The 21,191-nt window shown below is 71.7% G+C and carries 20 protein-coding genes and 1 pseudogene; 8 read left to right on the top strand and 13 right to left on the bottom strand.

All coding sequences use genetic code 11. The features are described 5' to 3' along the window. Positions 1-50: 50 nt before the first annotated feature. The gene (locus AC1DU4_RS10170; RefSeq protein ID WP_477839469.1) at positions 51-668 is read right to left on the bottom strand and encodes a PaaI family thioesterase; all 618 of its coding nucleotides are present in this window, start codon (positions 666-668) and stop codon (positions 51-53) included. 103 nt (positions 669-771) lie between these two features. Here AC1DU4_RS10170 and AC1DU4_RS10165 point away from each other — a divergent pair, with 103 nt between their 5' ends. Continuing rightward, complete coding sequence (locus AC1DU4_RS10165) at positions 772-1,140, top strand: SpoIIAA family protein (protein WP_477839467.1); 369 nt, start codon at positions 772-774, stop codon at positions 1,138-1,140. A 28-nt stretch (positions 1,141-1,168) separates the two neighbouring features. On the opposite strand, the gene AC1DU4_RS10160 is transcribed toward AC1DU4_RS10165, so the two are convergent. The 6 genes from AC1DU4_RS10160 to AC1DU4_RS10135 all read right to left on the bottom strand — a co-directional run bounded on the left by AC1DU4_RS10160 (position 1,169) and on the right by AC1DU4_RS10135 (position 8,597). After that, positions 1,169-2,107 (bottom strand): 3-methyladenine DNA glycosylase, encoded by a 939-nt coding sequence (locus AC1DU4_RS10160; protein WP_477839465.1) that lies wholly within the window; start codon positions 2,105-2,107, stop codon positions 1,169-1,171. Continuing rightward, positions 2,104-3,192 (bottom strand): hemolysin family protein, encoded by a 1,089-nt coding sequence (locus AC1DU4_RS10155; protein ID WP_477839463.1) that lies wholly within the window; start codon positions 3,190-3,192, stop codon positions 2,104-2,106. Before AC1DU4_RS10155 ends, AC1DU4_RS10160 begins: the two co-directional genes overlap by 4 nt. Continuing rightward, positions 3,185-4,579, bottom strand: a complete 1,395-nt coding sequence (locus AC1DU4_RS10150; RefSeq protein ID WP_477839461.1) for a hemolysin family protein — start codon at positions 4,577-4,579, stop codon at positions 3,185-3,187. Before AC1DU4_RS10150 ends, AC1DU4_RS10155 begins: the two co-directional genes overlap by 8 nt. Before the next feature lie 345 nt (positions 4,580-4,924). Beyond that, the gene (gene guaB1 / locus AC1DU4_RS10145; protein WP_477839459.1) at positions 4,925-6,361 is read right to left on the bottom strand and encodes a GMP reductase; all 1,437 of its coding nucleotides are present in this window, start codon (positions 6,359-6,361) and stop codon (positions 4,925-4,927) included. Positions 6,362-6,363: 2 nt separating this feature from the next. Continuing rightward, complete coding sequence (locus AC1DU4_RS10140; RefSeq protein ID WP_477839457.1) at positions 6,364-7,245, bottom strand: DMT family transporter; 882 nt, start codon at positions 7,243-7,245, stop codon at positions 6,364-6,366. A gap of 5 nt (positions 7,246-7,250) precedes the next feature. Continuing rightward, a complete protein-coding gene (locus AC1DU4_RS10135) occupies positions 7,251-8,597 on the bottom strand; it encodes a DEAD/DEAH box helicase (protein ID WP_477839455.1) in 1,347 nt (448 codons plus the stop codon). 256 nt (positions 8,598-8,853) lie between these two features. Here AC1DU4_RS10135 and AC1DU4_RS10130 point away from each other — a divergent pair, with 256 nt between their 5' ends. Next, positions 8,854-9,009: a hypothetical protein gene (locus AC1DU4_RS10130; RefSeq protein WP_477839453.1), complete on the top strand. Its 156-nt coding sequence runs from the start codon at positions 8,854-8,856 to the stop codon at positions 9,007-9,009. Between the two features lies 1 nt (position 9,010). Here the strand turns inward: AC1DU4_RS10130 and AC1DU4_RS10125 are convergent, their stop codons facing one another. Beyond that, positions 9,011-9,835: a putative protein N(5)-glutamine methyltransferase gene (locus AC1DU4_RS10125; RefSeq protein ID WP_477839452.1), complete on the bottom strand. Its 825-nt coding sequence runs from the start codon at positions 9,833-9,835 to the stop codon at positions 9,011-9,013. A gap of 355 nt (positions 9,836-10,190) precedes the next feature. Here AC1DU4_RS10125 and AC1DU4_RS10120 point away from each other — a divergent pair, with 355 nt between their 5' ends. From AC1DU4_RS10120 to AC1DU4_RS10110, 3 genes are all read left to right on the top strand, one after another. Further along, positions 10,191-10,649, top strand: coding sequence for a hypothetical protein (locus AC1DU4_RS10120; RefSeq protein ID WP_477839450.1), 459 nt, complete (start codon positions 10,191-10,193; stop codon positions 10,647-10,649). Between the two features lie 2 nt (positions 10,650-10,651). Next, positions 10,652-11,248, top strand: coding sequence for a hypothetical protein (locus AC1DU4_RS10115; protein WP_477839448.1), 597 nt, complete (start codon positions 10,652-10,654; stop codon positions 11,246-11,248). Between the two features lie 62 nt (positions 11,249-11,310). Next, the gene (locus tag AC1DU4_RS10110; RefSeq protein WP_477839446.1) at positions 11,311-12,162 is read left to right on the top strand and encodes an alpha/beta fold hydrolase; all 852 of its coding nucleotides are present in this window, start codon (positions 11,311-11,313) and stop codon (positions 12,160-12,162) included. Positions 12,163-12,168: 6 nt separating this feature from the next. On the opposite strand, the gene AC1DU4_RS10105 is transcribed toward AC1DU4_RS10110, so the two are convergent. Beyond that, complete coding sequence (locus tag AC1DU4_RS10105; RefSeq protein WP_477839444.1) at positions 12,169-12,954, bottom strand: enoyl-CoA hydratase; 786 nt, start codon at positions 12,952-12,954, stop codon at positions 12,169-12,171. 158 nt (positions 12,955-13,112) lie between these two features. Between AC1DU4_RS10105 and AC1DU4_RS10100 the strand changes: the two genes are divergently transcribed. Further along, positions 13,113-13,592, top strand: coding sequence for a DUF4262 domain-containing protein (locus AC1DU4_RS10100; RefSeq protein ID WP_477839442.1), 480 nt, complete (start codon positions 13,113-13,115; stop codon positions 13,590-13,592). Positions 13,593-13,680: 88 nt separating this feature from the next. Here AC1DU4_RS10100 and gndA read toward each other — a convergent pair whose 3' ends face one another. From gndA to AC1DU4_RS10080, 4 genes are all read right to left on the bottom strand, one after another. Further along, positions 13,681-15,138: an NADP-dependent phosphogluconate dehydrogenase gene (gndA, locus tag AC1DU4_RS10095; RefSeq protein WP_477839440.1), complete on the bottom strand. Its 1,458-nt coding sequence runs from the start codon at positions 15,136-15,138 to the stop codon at positions 13,681-13,683. Positions 15,139-15,308: 170 nt separating this feature from the next. Further along, positions 15,309-17,378, bottom strand: a complete 2,070-nt coding sequence (locus tag AC1DU4_RS10090; protein ID WP_477839438.1) for a DEAD/DEAH box helicase — start codon at positions 17,376-17,378, stop codon at positions 15,309-15,311. Between the two features lie 263 nt (positions 17,379-17,641). Further along, a complete protein-coding gene (locus tag AC1DU4_RS10085) occupies positions 17,642-18,586 on the bottom strand; it encodes a M56 family metallopeptidase (RefSeq protein WP_477839437.1) in 945 nt (314 codons plus the stop codon). A 27-nt stretch (positions 18,587-18,613) separates the two neighbouring features. Continuing rightward, positions 18,614-19,036, bottom strand: coding sequence for a BlaI/MecI/CopY family transcriptional regulator (locus AC1DU4_RS10080; RefSeq protein ID WP_477839435.1), 423 nt, complete (start codon positions 19,034-19,036; stop codon positions 18,614-18,616). A 136-nt stretch (positions 19,037-19,172) separates the two neighbouring features. On the opposite strand from AC1DU4_RS10080, the gene AC1DU4_RS10075 reads away from it, so the two are divergent. Both AC1DU4_RS10075 and AC1DU4_RS10070 read left to right on the top strand, forming a co-directional pair. Next, entirely contained in the window at positions 19,173-20,483 is a 1,311-nt protein-coding gene (locus AC1DU4_RS10075; protein WP_477839433.1) for an alpha/beta hydrolase, read from the top strand. Next, positions 20,480-21,191 (top strand): annotated as a pseudogene (locus AC1DU4_RS10070) (hypothetical protein); the annotation flags it as partial. The gene AC1DU4_RS10075 and the pseudogene AC1DU4_RS10070, both read left to right, overlap by 4 nt.

Raw genomic sequence — 21,191 nt, 5'->3', positions numbered from 1 at the left:
TGGCTGCCTTGTGATCGGGGTCACCGGGACGTGTTCGTGCATCGAATCCGCTACGCCGTCGCCGCGGCCGGGCCGATGAAGATGCCCTCGGCCTCGACGGTCACGCCGCCCGCGTCCGAGAGTGTCCCGTTGACAACGGTTTTGCGGCCCTCGTTGCGGGTGATGCGGGCCTCGGCGCGCAGCGGGCCCAGTGGGGTGCCGCGGCGGTACCGCAGGGTCAGCGTGCCGGTGAACCGCGGTTCGATCGAGCTGGCGGTGGTGCCGAGCAGGTGGTCGAGCACCAGCGCGCAGATCCCGCCGTGCACGAGTCCGGGCGGGCCCTCGTAGGCGGCTCCGAGGGTCACCTCGGTCCAGTGCAGTCCGGAGGCGTCGGACTCGACGCTGAGCGGGGGAGCGAGCGCGTTGCGCAGCCCGATCCCGGCGTTTCCCCACGCGAACGACTCGCCGCCGGTGGTGAACCGCAGGCCGAACGCGCCGTCGAGCTGCTTGGCGCGCAGCTTCGCCGCCGCGGCGGCGACCTCCGCATGCACCTCGCGGATGACGGACTCGTCGACCTCGGTGCGGATGGTGGCGTCGACGAGCTCGCGGACCGCCTCGGTGAGCGGGCCGTACAACGACCGGCGCCGGTCGAGTTCTGAGCTGTCGATGTCTTCTCGGGTGAACTTCACCCTGCGATCGTGAAGGATTCGTGCCGACTTTCGCCGACGATTCGTTTCAGGACCCGCTGTGCTCCACGACACATTGCGGCGTGAGGTATGCGACGGTGGACCCATGATCGAAGCCATCGAGAACCTGCCCGACGGCACCCTGGGATTTCGGGCGACCGGCACCGTGACCGCGCAGGACTACCGCGACGTCCTCGACCCGGCRATCGACGCGAAGATCGCCGCCGACGAGAAGGTCAATCTCGTCTACGTCCTCGGCGACGACCTGAGTCGCTACACCGCGGGCGCACTCTGGCAGGACGCCGAACTCGAGAGCCGGCCCCGGCGCAGCTGGGGCCGCATCGGACTGGTCACCGATCACGAGTGGATCGGCAAGGCGATCCACCTGATCAGCTTCCTGATGCCCTGTGAGGTGCGGTCTTTCGCCCTCGCCGACGAGTCGGCGGCGATCGAGTGGGTCTCGCAGGGGCAGTGACCGGGAGCGATCTGCCTTACTCCCCGAGTCAGGGGAGGTCCAGCAGCGCCCGGCACCGCCGCAGCAGCGCCGCCCGCAGCGGCGCCGCCCGCTCGGCCAGCGCCGACTGCGCCCGCACGTAGTCCGCCCGCCCCGTCGCCGTCTCGATCGGCACCGGCTCGTAGCCCAGCGCACTCAGGTCGTACGGACTGGCGCGCATGTCGAGTTCGCGTGCGGCGACGGCCAGTTCGAAGCAGTCGACGGTCAGTTCGGAGTCGACCAGCGGCGCCAGCTTGTAGGCCCACTTGTAGAGGTCCATGCCGGCGTGCAGGCAGCCCGGCTGCTCGCGGGCCGCCTGGTCCTCGCGTCGCAGCGGGATCTCGTTGCGCGGCACCGCGTCGTCGGTGAAGAAGCGGAACGCGTCGAAGTGCGTGCACCGCAGGTTCATCGACTCGACCACCGCGTCGGTGCCGCCCGGCCCGAGCCGCAGCGGTGTGCCCGAGTGCCGTACCGCCTCGTCGCCGCCGCGGTAGACCATCGCCCACTCGTGCAGGCCGAAACAGCCCAGCTGCGCCGGCCGGGACGCGGTCGCGTCCAACAGTCGGGCGGTGAACTCGAGCATCGAGCGTCGCTGTGTGAGCACCGTCGGGTTGACCTCGGCCACAGACCGCTCGGACACAGACCCCTCGGGCGCGTCGACCCGGCGGTAGCCCGAGTACTCCCAGTACTCGCGGGCGGCGTCGCCCTCGAGCCGCGCCCCGAACCCCGGATGCCACCGGCGCAGCTGCGCCGGCCGCAGGCTGTAGTAGGTGAACAGGAAGTCCAGCACCGGGTGGGCGTCCCCGCGTGTGCGGCGCTCGAGGTGCGGGCCGATCAGCGCGTCCACCCGGGCCCGGTGCGCCTCGCGGCGCCCGGTCCAGTCCTCCTCGGCGAGCGCCACCGGCGCGCCCAGTGCGGGCGCGCCGGTGGCCGACGGTGTTCCGGTCACGGCGTTCGCTGCCCCGGGACTACGTCGGTGATCCGGTGCGTGCCGTCCCGGACGGTGCCGACGAACTCCTCGACCAGGTCCTCGAGCGCCACGATGCCGATGGCGGCGCCCGACGCGTCGACCACCAGGCCGAGGTGGCTGCTGGCCCGGCGCAGCGTCGAGAGCGCCTCGTCCAGCGGGGTCTGCACCGGCAGCTCCGGCAGTGCGCGCACGTCCGAGCGCGGGATCACCGTGTCCGGTCCGGCCTCCTCGTCGAGCACCTGGTCGAGCACGTCCTTGAGGTGCAGGTAGCCGGCCACGGTGCCGTCGGGCAGCACCGCCGGGTACCGCGAGTAGCCGGTCTCGGTGACCGCCCGCTCGACCGCGCCCAAGGTGGTGCCGCGCTCGGTCAACGGCACGCTGCGCACCTTGTCCAGCGGGATCAGCACGTCCGCGACGGTGCGGCCGGCCGTGTGCAGCGCCTGCGTGAGCCGGCGGTGCTCCTCCTTGTCGATCAGCCCCTCCGAGCGGGACTCGCCGATCATCTCGGCGAGCTCGAGCGCGGAGACGGTGCTGTCGAGCTCGTCCTTGGGCTCAACGCGCAGCAGGCGCAGCGACGCGTTGGCGGCGTAGTTGTAGAACGCGATCAGCGGCTTGGCCAACCGGATGAAGGCCAGGTGCGCCGGGACCAGCAGCATCGCGCTGCGCTCCGGCCCCGCGATCGCGATGTTCTTCGGCACCATCTCGCCGAGCAGGATGTGCAGCACCACCACCACGGCCAGCGCGATGCCGAACGCGATGGGGTGCAGCAGGTCGGCGGGCACCCCGAGCGCCTCCATCGGCACCTCGATCAGGTGCGCGATTGCCGGCTCGCCCACCCGGCCGAGCAGGATCGAACAGATGGTGATGCCGAGCTGCGCGCCGGCGAGCATCAGCGAGAGGTTCTCGCCGGCCCGGATCACCGTGCGCGCGCGCTTCTTGCCCTGTGCCTCGAGCGCCTCGAGCCGGTCGCGGCGCGCGGAGATCAGCGCGAACTCGGCGGCGACGAAGAAGGCGTTGCCGGCCAGCAGCAGGACCGCCAGCAGGACCGCGAACAGGTCACTCATCGTCGTCGCCTTCCTGATGGTCGGGGTGCGGTTTCCGCTGCGCGATCGTCTCCGCGGGCAGCGGGGTCAGCAGTACGCGGTCGATGCGGCGGCCGTCCATCGCGGACACCGCGGCGACCCAGCCGCCCGCGACGTCGGGTCGGCCCTCCCCGATCGGATTGGGCAGCACCACCTCGTCGCCCACCTCTGGGATCCGGCCCAGGTGCGCGAGCACCAGGCCGCCCAGGGTGTCGTACTCGCCCTCGGGGGCGGTGTAGCCGGTGGCCTGACGGACCTCGTCGATCCGCAGCAGGCCCGCGCAGATCCAGCTGTCGCCGCTGCGCTGTACTTCGATCTCCGGGTCGTCGTGCTCGTCGCGGACGTCGCCGACGATCTCCTCGATCAGGTCCTCCATGGTGACCATGCCGGCGGTGCCGCCGTACTCGTCGACGACGAGCGCCACCTGCATGCCGTCGGCCCGCACGCGCTCCATCACGGAGTCGCCGTCCAGGCTGGACGGCACGATCGGGACCTTGCGCGCCAGGTTGACCAGCGGGGTGGTGGACCGGCCCGCGGCCGGAATGGTGAAGGCGCGCTTGACGTGCACCACGCCGATCGTGTCGTCGAGGTCGCCGTCGACGATCGGGAACCGGGAGAAGCCGGTGCGCGACGCCGCGTCGATCAGGTCGGCCACGGTGTCGGTGCTCTCGAGGGTCTCGACCTTGACCCGAGGCGTCATCAGCTCCTCCGCGGTGCGTTCGCCGAACCGCAGCGAGCGGTCCACCAGCAGCGCGGTCGCCGGGTCGAGCGAGCCGCGGCGGGCGCTGGTGCGCACCAGCGAGCCCAGCTCCTGCGGGGAGCGGGCCGAGCGCAACTCCTCGGCGGGCTCGATGCCGAGCCGGCGGACCACCCAGTTGGCGGATCCGTTGAGGCCGTTGATCGCCCACTTGAAGACGGTGGAGAAGCCGGCATGCAGTCCGGCGGTGGCCCGCGCGGTGCTCAGCGGCCGGGCGATGGCCAGGTTCTTCGGGACCAGCTCGCCGTAGACCATCGACAGCGAGGTGGCCAGGATCAGCGCGAGGGCCAGGGAGATGCCGCCCGCCGCGGACTCGGGAACCCGCAGGAACCGCAGGAGCGGGTTGATGAAGGTCGCGAGCACCGGTTCGGCCAGGTAACCGGTGATCAGGGTGGTGATGGTGATGCCGAGCTGGGCGCCGGAGAGCTGGAAGGAGAGCGTCCGGTGCGCGTGCTGCACCTGCTTGGCGCGGCGGTCGCCGTCACGGGCGTGCGCGTCGACGGTGCTCCGCTCGAGCGCGGTCAGCGAGAACTCGGCGGCCACGAAGAGTGCGGTGCCGGCGGTCAGCGCCAGGAAGCCCAGAACGCTGAGGACTGTGAGTGCGGTCTGCATGGATCATCGCCCCCGGACGGGGGCAGGGAACGAGATGGTGCCGCCGGGTTTGTCGCCCGGCTCGGTAGAAGAGCCCTCCGAAGTGGAACTCTCGTCGCCGGACTCGGCCGAGTCGGCGATGTCGGTAGTGGGTGCCTCAGGCACCGTGGTCCTTCCTGTCATGCCCGGGTGAGGCGGATCGGGTGATCCGCCTCGCCGTCCCCGCCGCTGCTTTCGGCTGCCGATCGGGCTGTCGAAAACTGCTGGTGGATACGGTCAAACCGGGCGCATGAGTTGCGTCAGCCCAGCCATTCTACCGGCACCGGGCGCGATGACGCCCGCCGCCGCACGCCCGAGTCGCGCAGGTCACCAACCCGCGGGCAGCGGACGCCCCTCGGCGAACCCGGCCGCCGACTGCACCCCCAGGACGGCACGCTCGTGCAGTTCCTCGAGGGTTCGGGCGCCCGTGTAGGTGCAGGTGCTGCGGACTCCCGCGCAGATGTGGTCGATCAGGTCCTCGACTCCGGGTCGGTCCGGGTCCAGCCGCATTCGGGAGCTGGAGATGCCCTCCTCGAAAAGTCCCTTGCGGGCGCGGTCGAAGGCGCCGTCGGCCGCGGTGCGGGCGGCGACGGCCCGCTTCGAGGCCATCCCGAAGCTCTCCTTGTAGGCGTTGCCCACCTCGTCGACGTGCAGGTCCCCGGGCGACTCGTAGGTGCCGGCGAACCAGGACCCGATCATCACGTTGGACGCACCGGCGGCCAGCGCCAGCGCCACGTCACGGGGGTGGCGCACCCCGCCGTCGGCCCACACGTGCGCGCCGAGCTCGCGGGCCGCGGCGGCGCACTTGGCGACCGCGGAGAACTGCGGCCGGCCGACGCCGGTCATCATCCGGGTGGTGCACATCGCCCCGGGGCCCACCCCGACCTTGACGATGTCCGCGCCCGCGGCCACCAGGTCCCGGGTCCCCGCCGCCGAGACCACGTTGCCCGCGGCCAGCGGCACCCCTAGGTCGAGGGCGGCGACCGAGGCCAGGGCGTCGAGCATCTTCTGCTGGTGCCCGTGCGCGGTGTCCATCACCAGCAGGTCCGCGCCGGCGACGACGAGCGCGGCGGCCTTCGCGGCGACGTCGCCGTTGATGCCGACCGCGGCCGCGACCCGTAGCCGACCGTTCGCGTCCACCGCCGGCTGGTAGATGCCGGCGCGGATGGTTCCGGTTCGGGTGAGCACCCCGGCGAGGGTGCCGTCCGCCTCGACGACGACCACGATCGGGTCGTGCCGGGACTCGAACACCTCGAACACCTCACGCGGCGACGCGGTCACCGGCGCGGTCGCGAAGTCGGTGGCGGCGACGGCGCGCAGCCGGGCGAACCGGTCCACGTCGGCGCACGCGGCCTCGGTCACCACGCCGACGGGACGGCCGTTCTCGACGACGACCACGGCGCCGTGCGCCCGCTTGTGCAGCAGCGCGAGCGCGTCGGACACCGAGTCGTCGGGGCCCAGGGTCACCGGGGTGTCCGCCACCAGGTGCCGGCTCTTGACGAAGCTCACGGTCTCGGCGACCGCGGAGGCCGGGATGTCCTGCGGGATCACCACGATGCCGCCGCGACGGGCGACGGTCTCGGCCATCCGGCGCCCTGCGACCGCGGTCATGTTGGCCACGACGAGTGGGATGGTGGTGCCGGAGCCGTCGAAACTGCGCAGGTCCACGTCGAACCGCGACGTCACCTCGGTGCGGTTCGGCACCAGGAAGACGTCGTCGTAGGTCAGGTCGTAGGCCGGCTGCTGGTCGTCGAGGAAGCGCACAGTCAGGACGCTACCGGGTCCGGGGCGCTCGTGCGCGGGCTCGACTGGGCCTGCGCGCGGGACAGCGCGACGGTGGTGACCAGCATGACCACGACCGCCACCACGATCACCACCAGGCCCGGGCCCGCCACCCGCAGACGCTCGCCCAGGACCGCGAACCCCAGGAAGGCGGCGACGAGGGGCTCGGCGATGGTGATCGCCGGCAACGACGCCGCCAGCGGGCCCGCGTGGAACGCGCGTTGCTGCAGGTAGAAGCCGGCGATCCCGGACGCGGCCAGCGCCCACAGCGGCCAGTGCGTGAGCACCGCCTCCGGGCCCTGGTCGAGGAGCCCGAGCACCGGTTTGGTCAGCGCCACCGCGACGCCGTACAGCGCGCCGCTGGCGAAGCCGAGCAGCAGTGCCCGCGGCCCGGCGGCGATCGGGGTCGCGGCCGCGGCGACGGCCGCCGCGCACAGCCCCACCACGAGTCCCAGCGGCACCAGCCAGTGCCCGAACGTCGCGTCCTCGACGCCCTCGGTCGGGTTCCCGACCACCAGGAACACCGCCAGCGAGACGGCCAGCGCGGCGGCGGTCACCCAGGTGCGGGCCGTCATCCGGGTGCCGGCGAACCGGGCGGAGAGCGGCAGCGCGAACAGCAGCGTCGCGACGATCAGCGGCTGGACGACCAGCACCGAGCCGAGCCCGAGCGCGATCACCTGGAAGACGTAGCCGCCGAGGTCGCCGAGCAGGCCCGCCCACCAGCGGGGTTTGCGGACCAGCTCGCTCAGCAGCGCGCCGTCCTCGGCGACGTCGGCGGCGGCGCTCTGCTGCGCCACCGAACCGCAGGCGAACAGCAGTGCCCCCACGAGCGCGCAGGCGACGGCGAGCAGGGGCAGGTCGGTCATGTCTGTCAGCGTCCTCCGCGGCGCCGATGTCCGGGGGTTGCCGCGCCGGACCCGCGGCGAGATCCGCCGCGGACGGTGGTCGCGCCGGGACGCTGGCGACGCTCGCGCGATCCCGGGCCCCGCGGGGCGGCGGACGGCGTGGTCACCGGTTCGGCGACCGGGACGGGGACGCCGCTCGGTGCCGCGGCACCGGTGAGCGCGACGAGCTCGCGGCTGCCGGGCCGGACCTCGACGCCCACCAGGTCGACGCCCGCCTTGCGGGTCAGCCGCGTGACCGCGTCGCGTTCGTCCTCGGTCACCAGGGTCACCACGGTCCCGGACTCGCCGGCCCGGCCGGTGCGCCCCGCGCGGTGCAGGTAGTCCTTGGCCTCGGACGGCGGGTCGACGTGCACCACCAGGGAGATGTCGTCGACGTGGATGCCGCGGGCGGCGACGTCGGTGGCGACGAGCACCGGCGTCTCGCCGTCCGCGAAGGCGGCCAGCGTGCGGGTGCGCAGGTTCTGGGTCTTGCCGCCGTGCAGGGCGCCGGCCACCACCCCGACCGACCGCAGCTGCTCGGCGACCTCGTCCACGCCCTCCTTGGTGCGCACGAACATGATCGTCAGGCCGGTGCGGGAGGCGATCTCCGCGACCACGGCCTGCTTGTCGGCGCGGGCGACGAAGAGCATGTGGTGTTCGGTGGTGGCGACGGGGGCGACCGCCGACGCGGTGGAGTGCAGCACGGGCTCGCGCAGGTACCGGCGGACCAGTTYGTCCACCTCGCCGTCGAGGGTGGCCGAGAACAGCAGGCGCTGACCGTCTTTCGCGGTCCGGTCCAGCAGCGTGGTGACCTGGGGGAGGAAACCGATGGCGGCCATGTGGTCGGCCTCGTCGACGGTGGTCACCCGCACGTCCTCGAGCGACACGGCGCCCTGGTCGAGCAGGTCGGCCAGCCGGCCCGGGGTGGCGACCAACAGGTCCACCCCGCGGGCGAGGCGCTCGGCCTGCTTCTTGGTGGGCACCCCGCCGAACACACAGGCCAGCCGCAGCCCGAGCGAGAGCGCCGACTCGTCGAGCGCCTTCTCGATCTGTGCGGCCAACTCGCGGGTCGGCGCGAGGACCAGCCCGCGGGGACGCTTCGGCTTGCTGGGGGCGCCGGCGAGCCGGACCAGCATCGGCAGGCCGAACGCCAGCGTCTTGCCGGAACCGGTGGGGCCGCGGCCGAGCACGTCGCGGCCGGCGAGCACGTCGGGGATCGCCGCGGTCTGGATCGGGAACGGTGCGGTGATCTTCTCCCGGTTCAGTGACTGCACCAGCAGCGGCGGCAGGCCGAGGTCGGCGAACGTGGGCCCGGTCGTGGCGGGAGTGGACATGACGCGGTTGCCTCCGATGATCTTCTCCGCCCCGCGGCGCCCACACGGATCCGTGCGGCGCACGCCGGGCGCATGCAGTGAGGTTACCGCCCGCCGGGGGCAGGGACGGCATCCGTCGGTGGGGGTCGGACCCGACGGCCGGGGGTGGATTTGTTCACCCCGAGGGTGCCTGGTCGCGGTGGCGGGCGGGGCCGACGCTGAGGTGGTACCGCATCGCGCGGGCAACCCACCCACCACCGCCACTGGAGGACTTCCGATGGAAACCGGCTACATCCCCGTGCTCGTCCTGCTCGGCATCCTGGTCCTCGTCGCGGCCGGACGCGTGGTGTGGCACCACCGGACGCGACGGCTCGCGGACCACGAGTACCCCGAGTGGTCGCGGCTGGACACCTTCGCCTATCTCGGGCCGTGACCTACGGTCGGCGCCCGCCGGCCGGCCTGGTGCCGACCACCACGGTGGCGTCGAGGTCGTCGCAGCTGACCACCCGGGTGGTCAGCCCGCCGCGGCCGAACGCGTCGACGGTGCGCGCCGCCTGACGCTCGCTGGTCTCGATCAGCAGGTGACCGCCCGGTGCCAACCACTCGGCGGCGCCCGCCGCCACCCGGCGCTGGACGTCGAGGCCGTCCGCGCCGCCGTCCAGCGCGACCGTCGGCTCGTGCAGTCGGGCCTCCGGCGGCATCGTCCCGATCGCCTCGGTGGGGACGTAGGGCGCATTCGCGACCAGGAGGTCGATGCGTCCGCGCAGGCCGGGCGGCAGCGGGTCGTACAGGTCGCCCTCGACGGCGTGGCCGCCGAGCGGACCGACGTTGCGGCGGGCGCACCGCGCGGCGGCGGCGTCGATGTCCGCGGCATACAACTCGGCGGTCGCGAGCGCGGCGGCCAGCGCGACCCCGACCGCCCCCGACCCGCAGCACAGGTCCACGATCACCGGCCGCGACGGGGCGAGCGCGGCGGCCGCGCGGACGAGCAGTTCGGTGCGCCGGCGGGGCACGAACACCCCGGGGTCGACGGCCACCCGCAGCCCGCAGAACTCCGCCCAGCCGAGGACGTGTTCGAGGGGTAGCCCGCCGACCCGGCGGTCGACCATCTCGGCGAGATGGTCTGGGTTCGAGGCGGCGTCGACGAGCAGTCGGGCCTCGTCCTCGGCGAAGACGCAGCCGGCGGAGCGGAGGGTCGAGACGACGGTGGGGAGCGGCGGGACGACGGCATGGACTGCCGATGACACAGGAGTCGACATGAGGAGCCTTTCGGGGATACCGAACGGGGCTCTCGCGGTCACCTGAGAGGTGTGGACCGTTCTGGAGAGAGCACCCGACCTGTCATTGCGGTAATGGGTCTCACCTCCTCGGTCGTGTGCCGGTGGCCGGCGGCGCCGGGCGTGTGCTGCGCGGCATCCGGGACGTTACACCCGGGATCGCCGGGTGTCGCCGGGTTTTCGCGGTCGGGTATCGGTGTTGCCAGTCGGAAACGGATGCACCGTCGGGTGGGCGGCGCGTACCGGTTGCCGGTGTGTCGCGGCGTCCCGGCGTGCCACACGGTGTCTGATGAACCCGGACGGTGGAGTCATTCACCTTCAGTGGGGAGGACGTGCAGTGCGCACCGAGTTTCGGTTGCCCGGTTACGGCGGCGCCGCGCTGTTCCTGCGCAGTCATGTGGTTCCGCCGCGCACGCTGGGGACCGACGGGCAGCGGCTCGTCTTCGACGTCGGATTCCTCAGTCCAGACCGGTTCACCTGGTACCTGGCGCGGCCCGCCGGTGACGGCTTCGCCGAACGCCTGGCCACGTTCCTGTTCCGGGCCGCCGCCGACTTCCACCCGGAGAACTCCCTGCAGACCTTCTCCGACCTGGAGATGGGACTGACGATCTCCGTCCGGACCAGCACCGATTCCCGGGTGGAACTGGAGGTCACGCTGGTCGAGGAGACCGGCGCGCCCGTCGACGACTCGGACGGGCTCAACTTCGAGACCAGCCGAGTGGTGCTGGCGAGTTCGGCCCAGGCCGCATCGGTGCTCGTCGGCGGCATCGTCGCCGCGTTCGACATGGAGTTCTGACGATGGCGCACCTCTTCGAGGTCCTCGGGTTCCCGGACGGCAGTCGGATGACCAACGTGTGGAACAACACGTGGGCCGACGAGGCTCGCGGGCACGAGGTGGCGTCGGGGCATTTCGTCGAGCTGGGCGCGGACCAGGACGTGGGCGTCGAGTCCGACTTCCTGAGCAGTCACCTGCCGTTCAACGTGGCCGGCCTCGGCGGGCTGTTCCCCGACGGCAAGCCCTGGATGTTCGTCATGCAGAAGGCGTCCGCGGCCGGCACGCCCGGGTTGCTCGGTGAGGTCGACCCGCACGGGGTGCTGCGCGGCTCTCTCGACCGTGCCCTTGCCTTCAATCCCGAGGCCGTCGCGGTGCACGAGTTCCGTTGGAGTCACAGGGATCTCGCGACCGAGTACGAGGCAGACGGCGTCGCGCCCGGCTCGGTCGACCGGTGGTCCGTCGCGGACCTGCTTCGGGGGATCTTGGCGCAGTGCTGCGACGTGCCCCTCTCCGATCTGGTCGCCGGGTATCCCGACTGTGCTTACGGCGATGCGCCGCACCCGTGTGAATCCGACGTCTTCGACGACGCGTTCGCGGCGTGGGGGAGGCGGCTGGGCTGATCGGTCGCGCATTGTCCGCCAATCCCTCCCGGCGATCCGCGACGTCTTCTAGCATCGCGCAAATGGACGTGACGTACGAGGGGACCAAGAGGGAAGTCGCAACCGACCGGGGGGTGCTGCGGTACCACGAGGCGGGGGAGGGGCCCCCGTTGATCCTGTTGCACGGCTCGGGGATCGGCGTCAGTGGCTGGCGAAACTACCGGGGAAACCTGGACGTGTTCGCGGAGCACTTCCACTGCTACATCCTCGAGTTTCCCGGATTCGGCGTGAGTGATCCCGTCGACGGGCATCCGGTGCTGACGGCGGGCTCGGCGGTGATCCGCTTCATGAACGCGCTGGGCATCGAGTCGGCCGCGATGGTCGGCAATTCGATGGGCGGCGTGGTCGGGGTCAACCTGGCCATGAGGCATCCCGAGCGGGTGAGCAGGCTCGTCACCATCGGCGGGGTGGGGCCGAACATCTTCAGTCAGAACCCGAGCGAGGGAACGCGGCTGTTGCAGGAGTTCGCGGACAGCCCCGGCCGGGAGAAGTTGGTTCGCTGGCTCGAGTGCATGGTCTACGACCGGGCCGTGATCACCGAGGAACGGATCGAGGAACGGTGGGAGAGCGCCGCCGACCCGGCGTCCCACAAGACGCTCGCGGCGATGTACGGCTCCAAGGCATTTGCCGCGCAGCAGCAGGCGATGGCGAATTCGGACGCGCCGCCGTACTGGTCGATGATGCACAAGGTGCAGTGCCCGACCCTGCTGACGTGGGGCCTCGACGACCGTCAGTGCCCGCCGGACATGCCGATGATCCCGATGCGGCTGATGCCCAACGCCGAGCTGCACGTGTTCCCGAACTGCGGACACTGGGTGATGGTCGAGGCGAAGGAGGCGTTCGAGCGGGTGGCCCTGGAGTTCCTGCTCCGGTGAGCCCGCTCACTTCCCCCGCCACACGGGTTTGCGCTTCGCGAGGAAGGCGCTCATGCCTTCCTGCGCGTCGCAGGTGACGGCGTTGGCGGCCATCGTCTCGCTCATCAGCTTGTAGGCCTCGTCCTGGGGGACGTCGATCTGGCGGTAGAACGCCTGCTTGCCGATCTGGAGGGTCAGCGGGCTGGCGTCGGAGATCCTCGCGGCCAGCTTTCGGGTCTGCGTGTCCAGTTGGGCGGGTTCGACGACGATGTTGACCAGACCCCAGTCGGCGGCCGTGTGGGCGTCGACGGTCTCCCCGGTGAGCAGCATCTGCATCGCCCGTTTGCGGCCGACCGCGCGGCTGAGCGCGACCATCGGCGTCGAGCAGAACAGTCCGATCCGCACGCCCGGTGTCCCGAACACCGCGGTCGACGCGGCGACCACCAGGTCGCACGACGCCGCCAGTTGGCAGCCGGCGGCGATCGCCGGACCCTGGACCGCGGCGATCACCGGCTGCGGTATCTGCTGCACGGTGTTCATCATCTCGGTGCACACGTCGAAGACCGCCCGCTCGTCGTCGAGGGTGCGGTCGATCATCTCGGACAGGTCGTGGCCGGCGGAGAACACCGGCCCGTCGGCGGTGATCACGACGACTCGGACCGACTCGTTCGTGGCGAACTCGCGCAGCGCGGCGGTCACCTGACGCATCGCGGAGGTGGACAACGGGTTTCGCTGCCCGGGACGGCTCAGCGTGACGGTGCCGATCCCGGCATCCGTGTCGATCTCGGTCCTGACGGCGTCGTCTTTCACCATGCACCTCCATGTGTCCGCGTACCGCCGACACTACCGCCGGGGGCCGACGGAGTCGGTGCTCGCCTCGCCGGTTGTTGCGGCGCGGCCGAAACATGTCGGTGGTCGGGTGCACCATGAATCTCGAACGTATCTTCGACCGTGGTTCTGGGAGGACGATCATGTGCGACATCTGCAACGGAAAGACGCCTAGCCAGGTGCGGCGCGACCTCGAGCGCACCATCGAGCAGTACGGGTGGGCCCTGCAGTACGTGGAGTCGGCGGTGGACGAACGCGGGGTGCATCCGGCGTTCTGCTACACGGTGGGATTGACCGCACTGGGGCGCGCCGAGCTGGTGATCACCGGCCGGGTCGCCGACCAGTCCGCGGAGGTCCTCGACGACCTGGCCGAACGGATATGGGAGGGCAGCGAATTCGTCGCCGGTGAGCGGGTGAGCGCGGGTGGGCTGGACCTGTGCATGGTGCCGGTCCGCGAATGCGAGGGCTGGCTGCTGACCGCCAAGCGCCTGTACGGCGACGTCACGGCCGTGCAGGCGGTGTGGGCGGACTGTGAGGGCCGGCTGCCGTGGGAGGGTGCGATCGACTCGACCATCGTCCAGCCCCTGCTGGGCCCGCCGCCGGGTGGCCGGATCGCGTCCTGAGTCGGGCGATTCTGCCACGGGTGATTCCGGGGCCGGGAGCAGCGCCGAGCGGCGCTGCTCCCGGGTACCTCGGACTACGGCGTGGTGACTACGCCTCGACCTCGGAGCGGTCGCCGCTCCAGAGGGTGTGGAACTTGCCCGGACGATCGGTGCGCTCGTAGGTGTGCGCGCCGAAGAAGTCACGCTGGCCCTGGGTGAGGGCGGCGGGCAGGCGCTCGGCACGCAGGCCGTCGTAGTACGAGAGGGAGGAGGCGAATCCGGGCACCGGGATGCCCAGCATCGTCGCGGTCGCCACCACCCGGCGCCAGCTGTCGATGCCGGTCTCGATGGCCTCGCGGAAGTACGGGGCCAGGATCAGGCTCGGCAGGGTCGCGTCGGCGTCGTAGGCCTCCTTGATCCGGTTGAGGAACTGCGCCCGGATGATGCAGCCGCCGCGCCAGATGGTGGCGAGGTCGGCCGGCTTCAGGTCCCAGTTGTACTCGGCGCTGCCGGCGGCGATCTGGTCGAAGCCCTGGGCGTACGCGACGATCTTCGACGCGTAGAGGGCCGCGCGGATGTCCTCGGTGAACTGGGCGACGTCGGTCGGCTTGTCGCCGAGGGTGCCGGCCGCCAGGCCCTGCGCCTGGGCGGCTGCACGCTGGGTCCGCGAGCCGGACAGCGCGCGGGCGAAGACGGCCTCGGCGATGCCGGTGACCGGGACACCCAGGTCGAGCGCGGACTTGACCGTCCAGCGGCCGGTGCCCTTCTGCTCGGCGGCGTCGACGATCACGTCCACCAGCGGCTGGCCGGTCTTGGCGTCCTTCTGACGGAGCACCTCGGCGGTGATCTCGATCAGGTAGGACTCGAGGGTCCCGGCGTTCCACTCGGTGAACACGTCGGCGATCTCGCCGGCGTCGAGGCCCAGCGCGTCGCGGAAGAGGTTGTAGGCCTCGCCGATGAGCTGCATGTCGGCGTACTCGATGCCGTTGTGCACCATCTTGACGAAGTGCCCGGCGCCGTCGGGGCCGATGTGGGTGCAGCAGGGGGTGCCGTCGACGACCGCGGCCACCGACTCGAGCAGCGGTCCGAGGGACTCGTAGGACTCCTTCGGCCCGCCCGGCATGATCGACGGGCCGTTGAGCGCGCCCTCCTCGCCGCCCGAGATGCCGGCGCCGACGAAGTGCAGGCCGCGCTCGCGCAGCGACGCCTCGCGTCGAATCGTGTCCGTGTACAAGGCGTTTCCGCCGTCGATGATGATGTCGCCGGTCTCCATCGCGGCGGCCAGCTCCTCGATCACCGCGTCGGTGGCCTCGCCGGCCTTGACCATGATGAGCACGCGGCGCGGCTTCTGCAGCGCGGCGACGAACTCCTCGACGGTCTCGGTGCGGACGAAGTCGCCGTCGCCGCCGTGTTCGGCGATCAGCGCGTCGGTCTTGGCGACGCTGCGGTTGTGCAGTGCCACCGTGTGGCCGTGGCGGGCGAAGTTGCGGGCGATGTTCGAGCCCATCACCGCGAGTCCGGTGACGCCGATCTGGGCGCGGGCTGTCGAGGAGTTGTTGTCGGTCATGGGCTACAGCTTTCCCTGCCCGTCGCGTGAACGAAAGTTGAGGTCTCGTCGTGTGAAATGGGCGGGCCGCTCACGCGTGTGGTGGACGGCGCCCACACACGCGACAGCGCCGCCGCCTGCACTGGGCAGACGGCGGCGCTGTCGGTGTTGGTTGAAGTCAGGCTTCGGGGTCAGCGATCGCGCTGCGGGCCGTCGAATCCGTCGTACGAGCGACGCTCGGTGCGGCTGCGGAAGCCGCCCGACTGACCGGCGCCGGCACTCGCGCCGCTGCGGTCGTTGTTGCCGCGGTAGCCGCCTTCGGACCGCTGGGGGCGGTCGCTGTTGCCGCGGTAGCCGCCCTCGGTGCGCTGGGGACGGTCGCCGTAGGAACGGTTCTCGCTGTTGCCGCGGTAGCCACCTTCGGTGCGCTGCGGGCGGTCGCCGTAGGAACGGTTCTCGCTGTTGCCGCGGTAGCCACCTTCGGACCGCTGGGGGCGGTCGCTGTTGCCGCGGTAGCCGCCCTCGGTGCGCTGCGGGCGGTCGCCGTAGGAACGGTTCTCGCTGTTGCCGCGGTAGCCACCTTCGGACCGCTGGGGACGGTCGCCGTAGGAACGGTTCTCGCTGTTGCCGCGGTAGCCGCCCTCGGTGCGCTGGGGACGGTCGCCGTAGGAACGGTTCTCGCTGTTGCCGCGGTAGCCACCTTCGGTGCGCTGCGGGCGGTCGCCGTAGGAACGGTTCTCGCTGTTGCCGCGGTAGCCACCTTCGGTGCGCTGGGGGCGGTCGCCGTAGGAACGGTTCTCGCTGTTGCCGCGGTAGCCGCCCTCGGACCGTTGCGGGCGGTCACCGAAGCTGCGCTGCGGGCGATCACCGCGGTAGCCGCCGCTGTCGTTGTTGCCGCGGTAGCCGCCGCCGTCACGACGGGGACGGTCACCGAACGAACGCTCACGGCGGTCGTTCTTGAAGGCCGGCTCGCGCACCGGCTCACCGCTCGGCGCCTTCGCGCCGGTGATGTTGGCCAGTTCCTCCGAACCCGGGGCGACGTTCACGGCGGTCGCGTCGACACCGGCCATGCCGGTGAGCTTGCGGACCAGGCGACGCTGGTTCGGCAGCACGATGGCGACGACGGTGCCCTTCTCGCCGGCGCGGGCGGTGCGCCCGGCGCGGTGCAGGTAGTCCTTGTGGTCGGCCGGCGGGTCGACGTGCACGACCAGGTCGATGCCGTCGACGTGGATGCCGCGGGCAGCGACGTCGGTGGCGACCAGCACCGGGGTGCGGCCGGTCTTGAACCGGTCCAGGACCCGGGTGCGCTGGTTCTGGGCCTTGCCGCCGTGCAGCGACTCGGCGGGGATGCCCACCGCGCGCAGGCGGTCGGTGATGCCCTCGCAGCCCAGCTTGGTGCGGGCGAACATGATGGTGCGGCCCTCGCGGGCGCCGATCTCGGCGAGCACGACGTCCTTCTGGCCGCGCTCGACCAGCAGCACGTAGTGCTCCATGGTGTCGACGCTGGCCTTGCCGTCCTCGGTCGAGTGCGTGACGTGGTCGGCCAGGAACTGGCGGACCAGCGACTGCACCTCGCGGTCGAGGGTGGCCGAGAACAGCAGGCGCTGACCGTCGGCGCGGGTCGCGTCGAGGATGGAGCGGACCTCGGGCAGGAAGCCCATGTCGGCCATCTGGTCGGCCTCGTCGAGGGCGGTGATCTCGACCTCGTCGAGGATGCAGGTGCCCTGCCGCAGGTGGTCGCCGAGGCGGCCCGGGGTGGCGACGAGGATGTCGACGCCGCGGCGCAGCTGCTCGACCTGCTTGGTGAACGGCATACCGCCGACGGCGGCGCGCACGTTCACGCCGACCGCGGAGGCGTACGGGTACAGCGAGTCGACGACCTGGATCGCGAGCTCACGGGTGGGGACCAGGACCAGGGCGCGGGGGCGCTTGGCGGCGGGGCGGTCTTCGTGCTGGGAGAGGCGGGCCAGCATCGGGAGGCCGAAGGCGAGGGTCTTGCCGGAGCCGGTCTGCGCGCGGCCGAGCACATTTCGGCCGGCGATGGCGTCCGGGACGGCCATGGCCTGAATGGGGGACGGCACGGTGATGCCGTTCTTGGCGAGCGCGGTGACGACCGCCGCGGGCAGGCCGATCTCGGCGAAGGTGACGGTGGCGGCCTCGTCGGCGGCAGCCTCGGGGGCTGCGACGGTGACGGCCTCGTCGGGGGTGGGAACTGCGGCCTCATCTTGGGCAGCAGAAGACATTTGGACAGCGTTGGTCACGCGGATACCTCTCCGGACATCGGGCGCGTCGCGGAGCGCGAGCTGTCATGCAGCACGCAAAGAGACGAGCCTGGCACGTCATGCCTGCCGAACCTGGCCAATATGGCGGGCTCGGAGTGAATGGCTAGTGCCTGAAAATTAGCGGATTCGATCGATTGTCGAATCGGGCCACGTGTGCGGCCGCTGTCCACTGTACGGCAGAAAAGGAAAAACTACACGTCAGAGGTGTTGTGACGTGGACTACTGCCGGCCGAAGATGGCATTCACACGTTGAAAAGTCGGCTCAGTTCGGTAAGCCAGGGTGCTGCCACCGCGACGGTCGGCACCACGAGGATGGCCACGGAGGCGAGGTACGCGGCGATCGCGATCGAGGTGGCGGACTCGGTGTCGGAGAGCCGTTGGATGCGGGTGAGGGTGTGCGGGCCCCCGGCGGCCATCGCGCCCACCGGGGTGCTGGACCCGGCGCACGCGACCAGGGCGCGGGCCAGGGGAGTGGGGCCGGTGACCCGGACCGCGGAGTCGTCGGCGAGCATCTCCACCAGCAGTTGCACGCAGCCGAGCGCGGACTTGCTGCGCACCACGAGCGGGAAGGCCGTGTTGACCGCGGTGAAGGCCTCGAGGACCAGGTCGTGCCGCGCCCGCAGGTGCGAGCGCTCGTGCATCAGGATCGCCTTGACCTCGTCGCGGCTCAGGTTCGCCAGGGTGCCTTCGCTGAGCACCACCCGCTGCCGCAGCCCGGGGAGGCAGTAGGCGATCGGCTCGGCGGACTCGATCACCCGCAGGTTGGAGGTGCGGCTGCGCTCGGGGTCGCGTCGGTCCAGCAGGTCCACCAGCATCCGGTGCCGCGCGCGCCGGCGTCGGGTGCGGACCGCCACCGAGGCGATCGAGAAGATCAGCCGGGCGCCGATGAACAGGGTGATCGCGAAGACCACCACGTACAGCAGCCACAACGGCATGCCGAGCGCGTCGATCTCCTCCAGCGGTGCGGTGGTCGGGCGGCCGTCCGGTCCGGGGACCAGCAGCCGCGAGGCGATCGCCAGGCCGGAACTGAAGGCCGACAGCACGGCGGCCAGCGCGATCGCCTGCCAGAGCACGAGGGCAGCGCGGGGCGCCCGGTACGGCCAGGCGGCACGGGCGAGGACGGCGGGTACCGGACCGGCGAGGAGCAGGGCCGTCAGGGCAAACGCCAGCGCGGTGGTGGGGTTCATGACCTACCCATCATCGGACATGCGCGGTCAGCTGGCGCGGTCGGTCCCCGTTGGCACGCTCCTGAGTCCGCGCTTGGCGGCGTCCGAGGCCTCGAGTGCGGCGAGGGCCTCGCGCAGTGCCGCGGCCTCGTCGGCGTTGACCTGCCCGACGAAGTGCACCAGTGCGGCGGCGCGGCCCTGGGACTCGTCGGCCTGCTTGAGGGCGTCGACCATCAGGCTCGCGACCAGTTCGTCGCGGCCGTGCACGGGTGCGTACCGGTGGGCACGGTCGTCGCGCTGCTGGGTCACCAGATGCTTCTTCGCGAGACGCTGCAGGACCGTCATCACGGTCGTGTACGCGAGTTCCCGCCGGGCGGCCAGGGCTTCGTGCACCTGCCGCACGGTCTGGGGTTCGGTACTGGACCACAGGTGGTCCATCACTGCTCGTTCGAGTTCACCAAGGCCTGCCATGGGACCAGTCTACGGACCGTCCGACGCAAATGCGTACTACTCGCAGTAGTAACTATTGCGGTGTAAAGGTGTTGAGGGCGCGGCACGTGTCGGCGCCGCATATTGTGCAGGTCACACCCGCCGAAGGGGGAAGATTGTGGACTGGCTGTGGCGCACGTCACTGATCTCCGGTCCGATCCCGTGGATTCTCGCCGCGCTCGGCGTGGTCGGCGGCCTGTGGCTGCTGTTCGCGCCGACCGCCGACACACGGCGCTACCGCAGGCTCGCAGTCCCGATCACGGCCACCGTCGCCCTGGCGCTGACCCTGGTGGGCTGGGTGGTCGTGGAGCGGTGGTGGCGGCCGTTCCCGGACCCGATCGAGACCCAGATCTACGTCTGGATCGGGTTCGGGGCGTGGGCGCTGCTGCTGGCGGGGGTGCGAGTGGCCACGGACCGGCGGCTGCGGCGCTCGGCGGTCGCCGTCCTGGCCGCCGTCGCGGTGGTCGCGGTGTCCGCGGCCCAGGTGAACCTCGTCTTCGACGCCTACCCCACCGTGCGGGACGCGCTGGGCCTGCCCGACCCGAACCGGATCGCCCTCGCCGACGTGCCGCCGCCGACCCCCGAGCCGGTGACCGGGACCCCGCTCGCGTCGGTGTGGCAGCCGCCCGCGGACCTGCCGTCCGGCGGCCGCGTCGTCACGGCGCCGATCCCGGGCACCGTCTCGGGTTTCGGGGCCCGGGACGCCGTCGTCTACCTGCCGCCCGCCTACTTCACCGACCCTCGGCCCGTACTGCCGGTGCTGGTCCTGCTCGCCGGGCAGCCCGGCTCGCCCCAGGACTGGCTGGCCGGCGGCAAGCTGGTGCAGACGATGAACAACTTCGCGGCCGCACACGGCGGCCTCGCCCCGGTTGTGGTGGTCGCCGACGCCACCGGATCGCAGTTCGGCAATCCGCTGTGCGTGGACTCGAGCCTCGGCAACGTCGCGACCTACCTGGCCCAGGACGTGCCCGACTGGGTGACCTCGCACCTGCAGGTGAACGCGGATCCGCGCGCCTGGGCGATCGGCGGCCTGTCCTACGGCGGCACCTGCGCGCTGCAGATGGCGACCAACCACCCGCAGCGCTACCCGACGTTCCTCGACCTGTCCGGGCAGGAGGAACCCACCCTCGGCGACCGCGACCGCACCCTCGCCGCCGCGTTCGGCGGCGACGCGGCGAAGTTCGCCGCGGTGAACCCGCTGGACCTGCTGGCCGCCCACGCGTACCCCGACTCCGCGGGCGTGTTCGTGGTCGGCGGCGACGACCGGGACTTCAAGCCCGGGCAGCGGAAGGTCTACGAGGCGGCACGGAAGGCGGGCATGGACGTGCGATATGTCGAGGTGCCCGGCGGGCACAGCTTTGCCGTCTGGTCGGCCGGGCTCGAGGGTCAGCTCGGCTGGCTCGCACAGCGGCTGGGTCTGACCTCGTGAGCGGACTCGACCGCGTGAGCGTCGCGGCGTCCGCCCCCGGCCGACAGGCCCGGCGGCTGGCGGACCTGGCCCGGTCCGGGGCGTCCGGTGCGCCGGTCAGCCTCGGGCTGCTGGTCGGCATCTGGGTCCTGGGGCTGGCCACGTCCAGCGTCGTGTCGGGGCCGTCGCAGCTCGTCGACCGGCACTTCGCCGCGGGAGTGGTCGCGCTGCAGGAGGGCCGGCTGTGGGTGACGCTGACCTCCGGGCTGTGGGCCGACGGCGTCGTCGGCTACCTGGCGACGACGGTGCTCGTGGTGCTGGTGGCCGCGCCGCTCGAGCACCGGATCGGCTCGCGGCGGTTCGCCGTCGCGGCCCTTTCCACCCAGGTGCTCGGCACGGCGGTCGCCCTCGGGGTGGCGGTGCTGGTGCGGCAGGTCGACTGGGACTGGGGGCTGCGACTGCACATCGGCGTCGCGGTCGGCCCGAGCACCTGGGTGGTCGGCGTCGTGCTGGTGGCCAGTTCGGCGATGAACACGCTCTGGCGTCGCCGTGTCCGGGTGGGGCTGTTCGCGCTGCTGCTCACCCTCGCACTGTTCAGCGGGCACCTGCACGACCTGGTCCTGCTGGCGTCCGCGACGGTCGGGCTGCTGCTCGGCCCGGCGATCGTCGGCCGGTCCGCGCGCGGCGACCGACTGGCCGGCACCCGGCGCGAGGGCCGGGTGCTCGTCG

Source organism: Rhodococcus sp. P4_F5, assembly GCF_056401315.1.
The sequence above is the reverse complement of the archived record's forward strand: the minus strand, read 5'-3'. Positions and strand labels throughout refer to the sequence as shown.

What these genes read in the sequence shown, in the direction of transcription:
- AC1DU4_RS10125 (WP_477839452.1), bottom strand. Translation starts at nt 9,835, where the DNA reads ATGTCGACTCCTGTGTCATCGGCAGTCCATGCCGTCGTCCCGCCGCTC.
- AC1DU4_RS10150 (WP_477839461.1), bottom strand. Translation starts at nt 4,579, where the DNA reads ATGCAGACCGCACTCACAGTCCTCAGCGTTCTGGGCTTCCTGGCGCTG.
- AC1DU4_RS10115 (WP_477839448.1), top strand. Translation starts at nt 10,652, where the DNA reads ATGGCGCACCTCTTCGAGGTCCTCGGGTTCCCGGACGGCAGTCGGATG.
- AC1DU4_RS10105 (WP_477839444.1), bottom strand. Translation starts at nt 12,954, where the DNA reads ATGGTGAAAGACGACGCCGTCAGGACCGAGATCGACACGGATGCCGGG.
- AC1DU4_RS10085 (WP_477839437.1), bottom strand. Translation starts at nt 18,586, where the DNA reads ATGAACCCCACCACCGCGCTGGCGTTTGCCCTGACGGCCCTGCTCCTC.
- AC1DU4_RS10140 (WP_477839457.1), bottom strand. Translation starts at nt 7,245, where the DNA reads ATGACCGACCTGCCCCTGCTCGCCGTCGCCTGCGCGCTCGTGGGGGCA.
- AC1DU4_RS10080 (WP_477839435.1), bottom strand. Translation starts at nt 19,036, where the DNA reads ATGGCAGGCCTTGGTGAACTCGAACGAGCAGTGATGGACCACCTGTGG.
- AC1DU4_RS10100 (WP_477839442.1), top strand. Translation starts at nt 13,113, where the DNA reads ATGTGCGACATCTGCAACGGAAAGACGCCTAGCCAGGTGCGGCGCGAC.
- AC1DU4_RS10155 (WP_477839463.1), bottom strand. Translation starts at nt 3,192, where the DNA reads ATGAGTGACCTGTTCGCGGTCCTGCTGGCGGTCCTGCTGCTGGCCGGC.
- gndA (WP_477839440.1), bottom strand. Translation starts at nt 15,138, where the DNA reads ATGACCGACAACAACTCCTCGACAGCCCGCGCCCAGATCGGCGTCACC.
- AC1DU4_RS10110 (WP_477839446.1), top strand. Translation starts at nt 11,311, where the DNA reads ATGGACGTGACGTACGAGGGGACCAAGAGGGAAGTCGCAACCGACCGG.
- AC1DU4_RS10130 (WP_477839453.1), top strand. Translation starts at nt 8,854, where the DNA reads ATGGAAACCGGCTACATCCCCGTGCTCGTCCTGCTCGGCATCCTGGTC.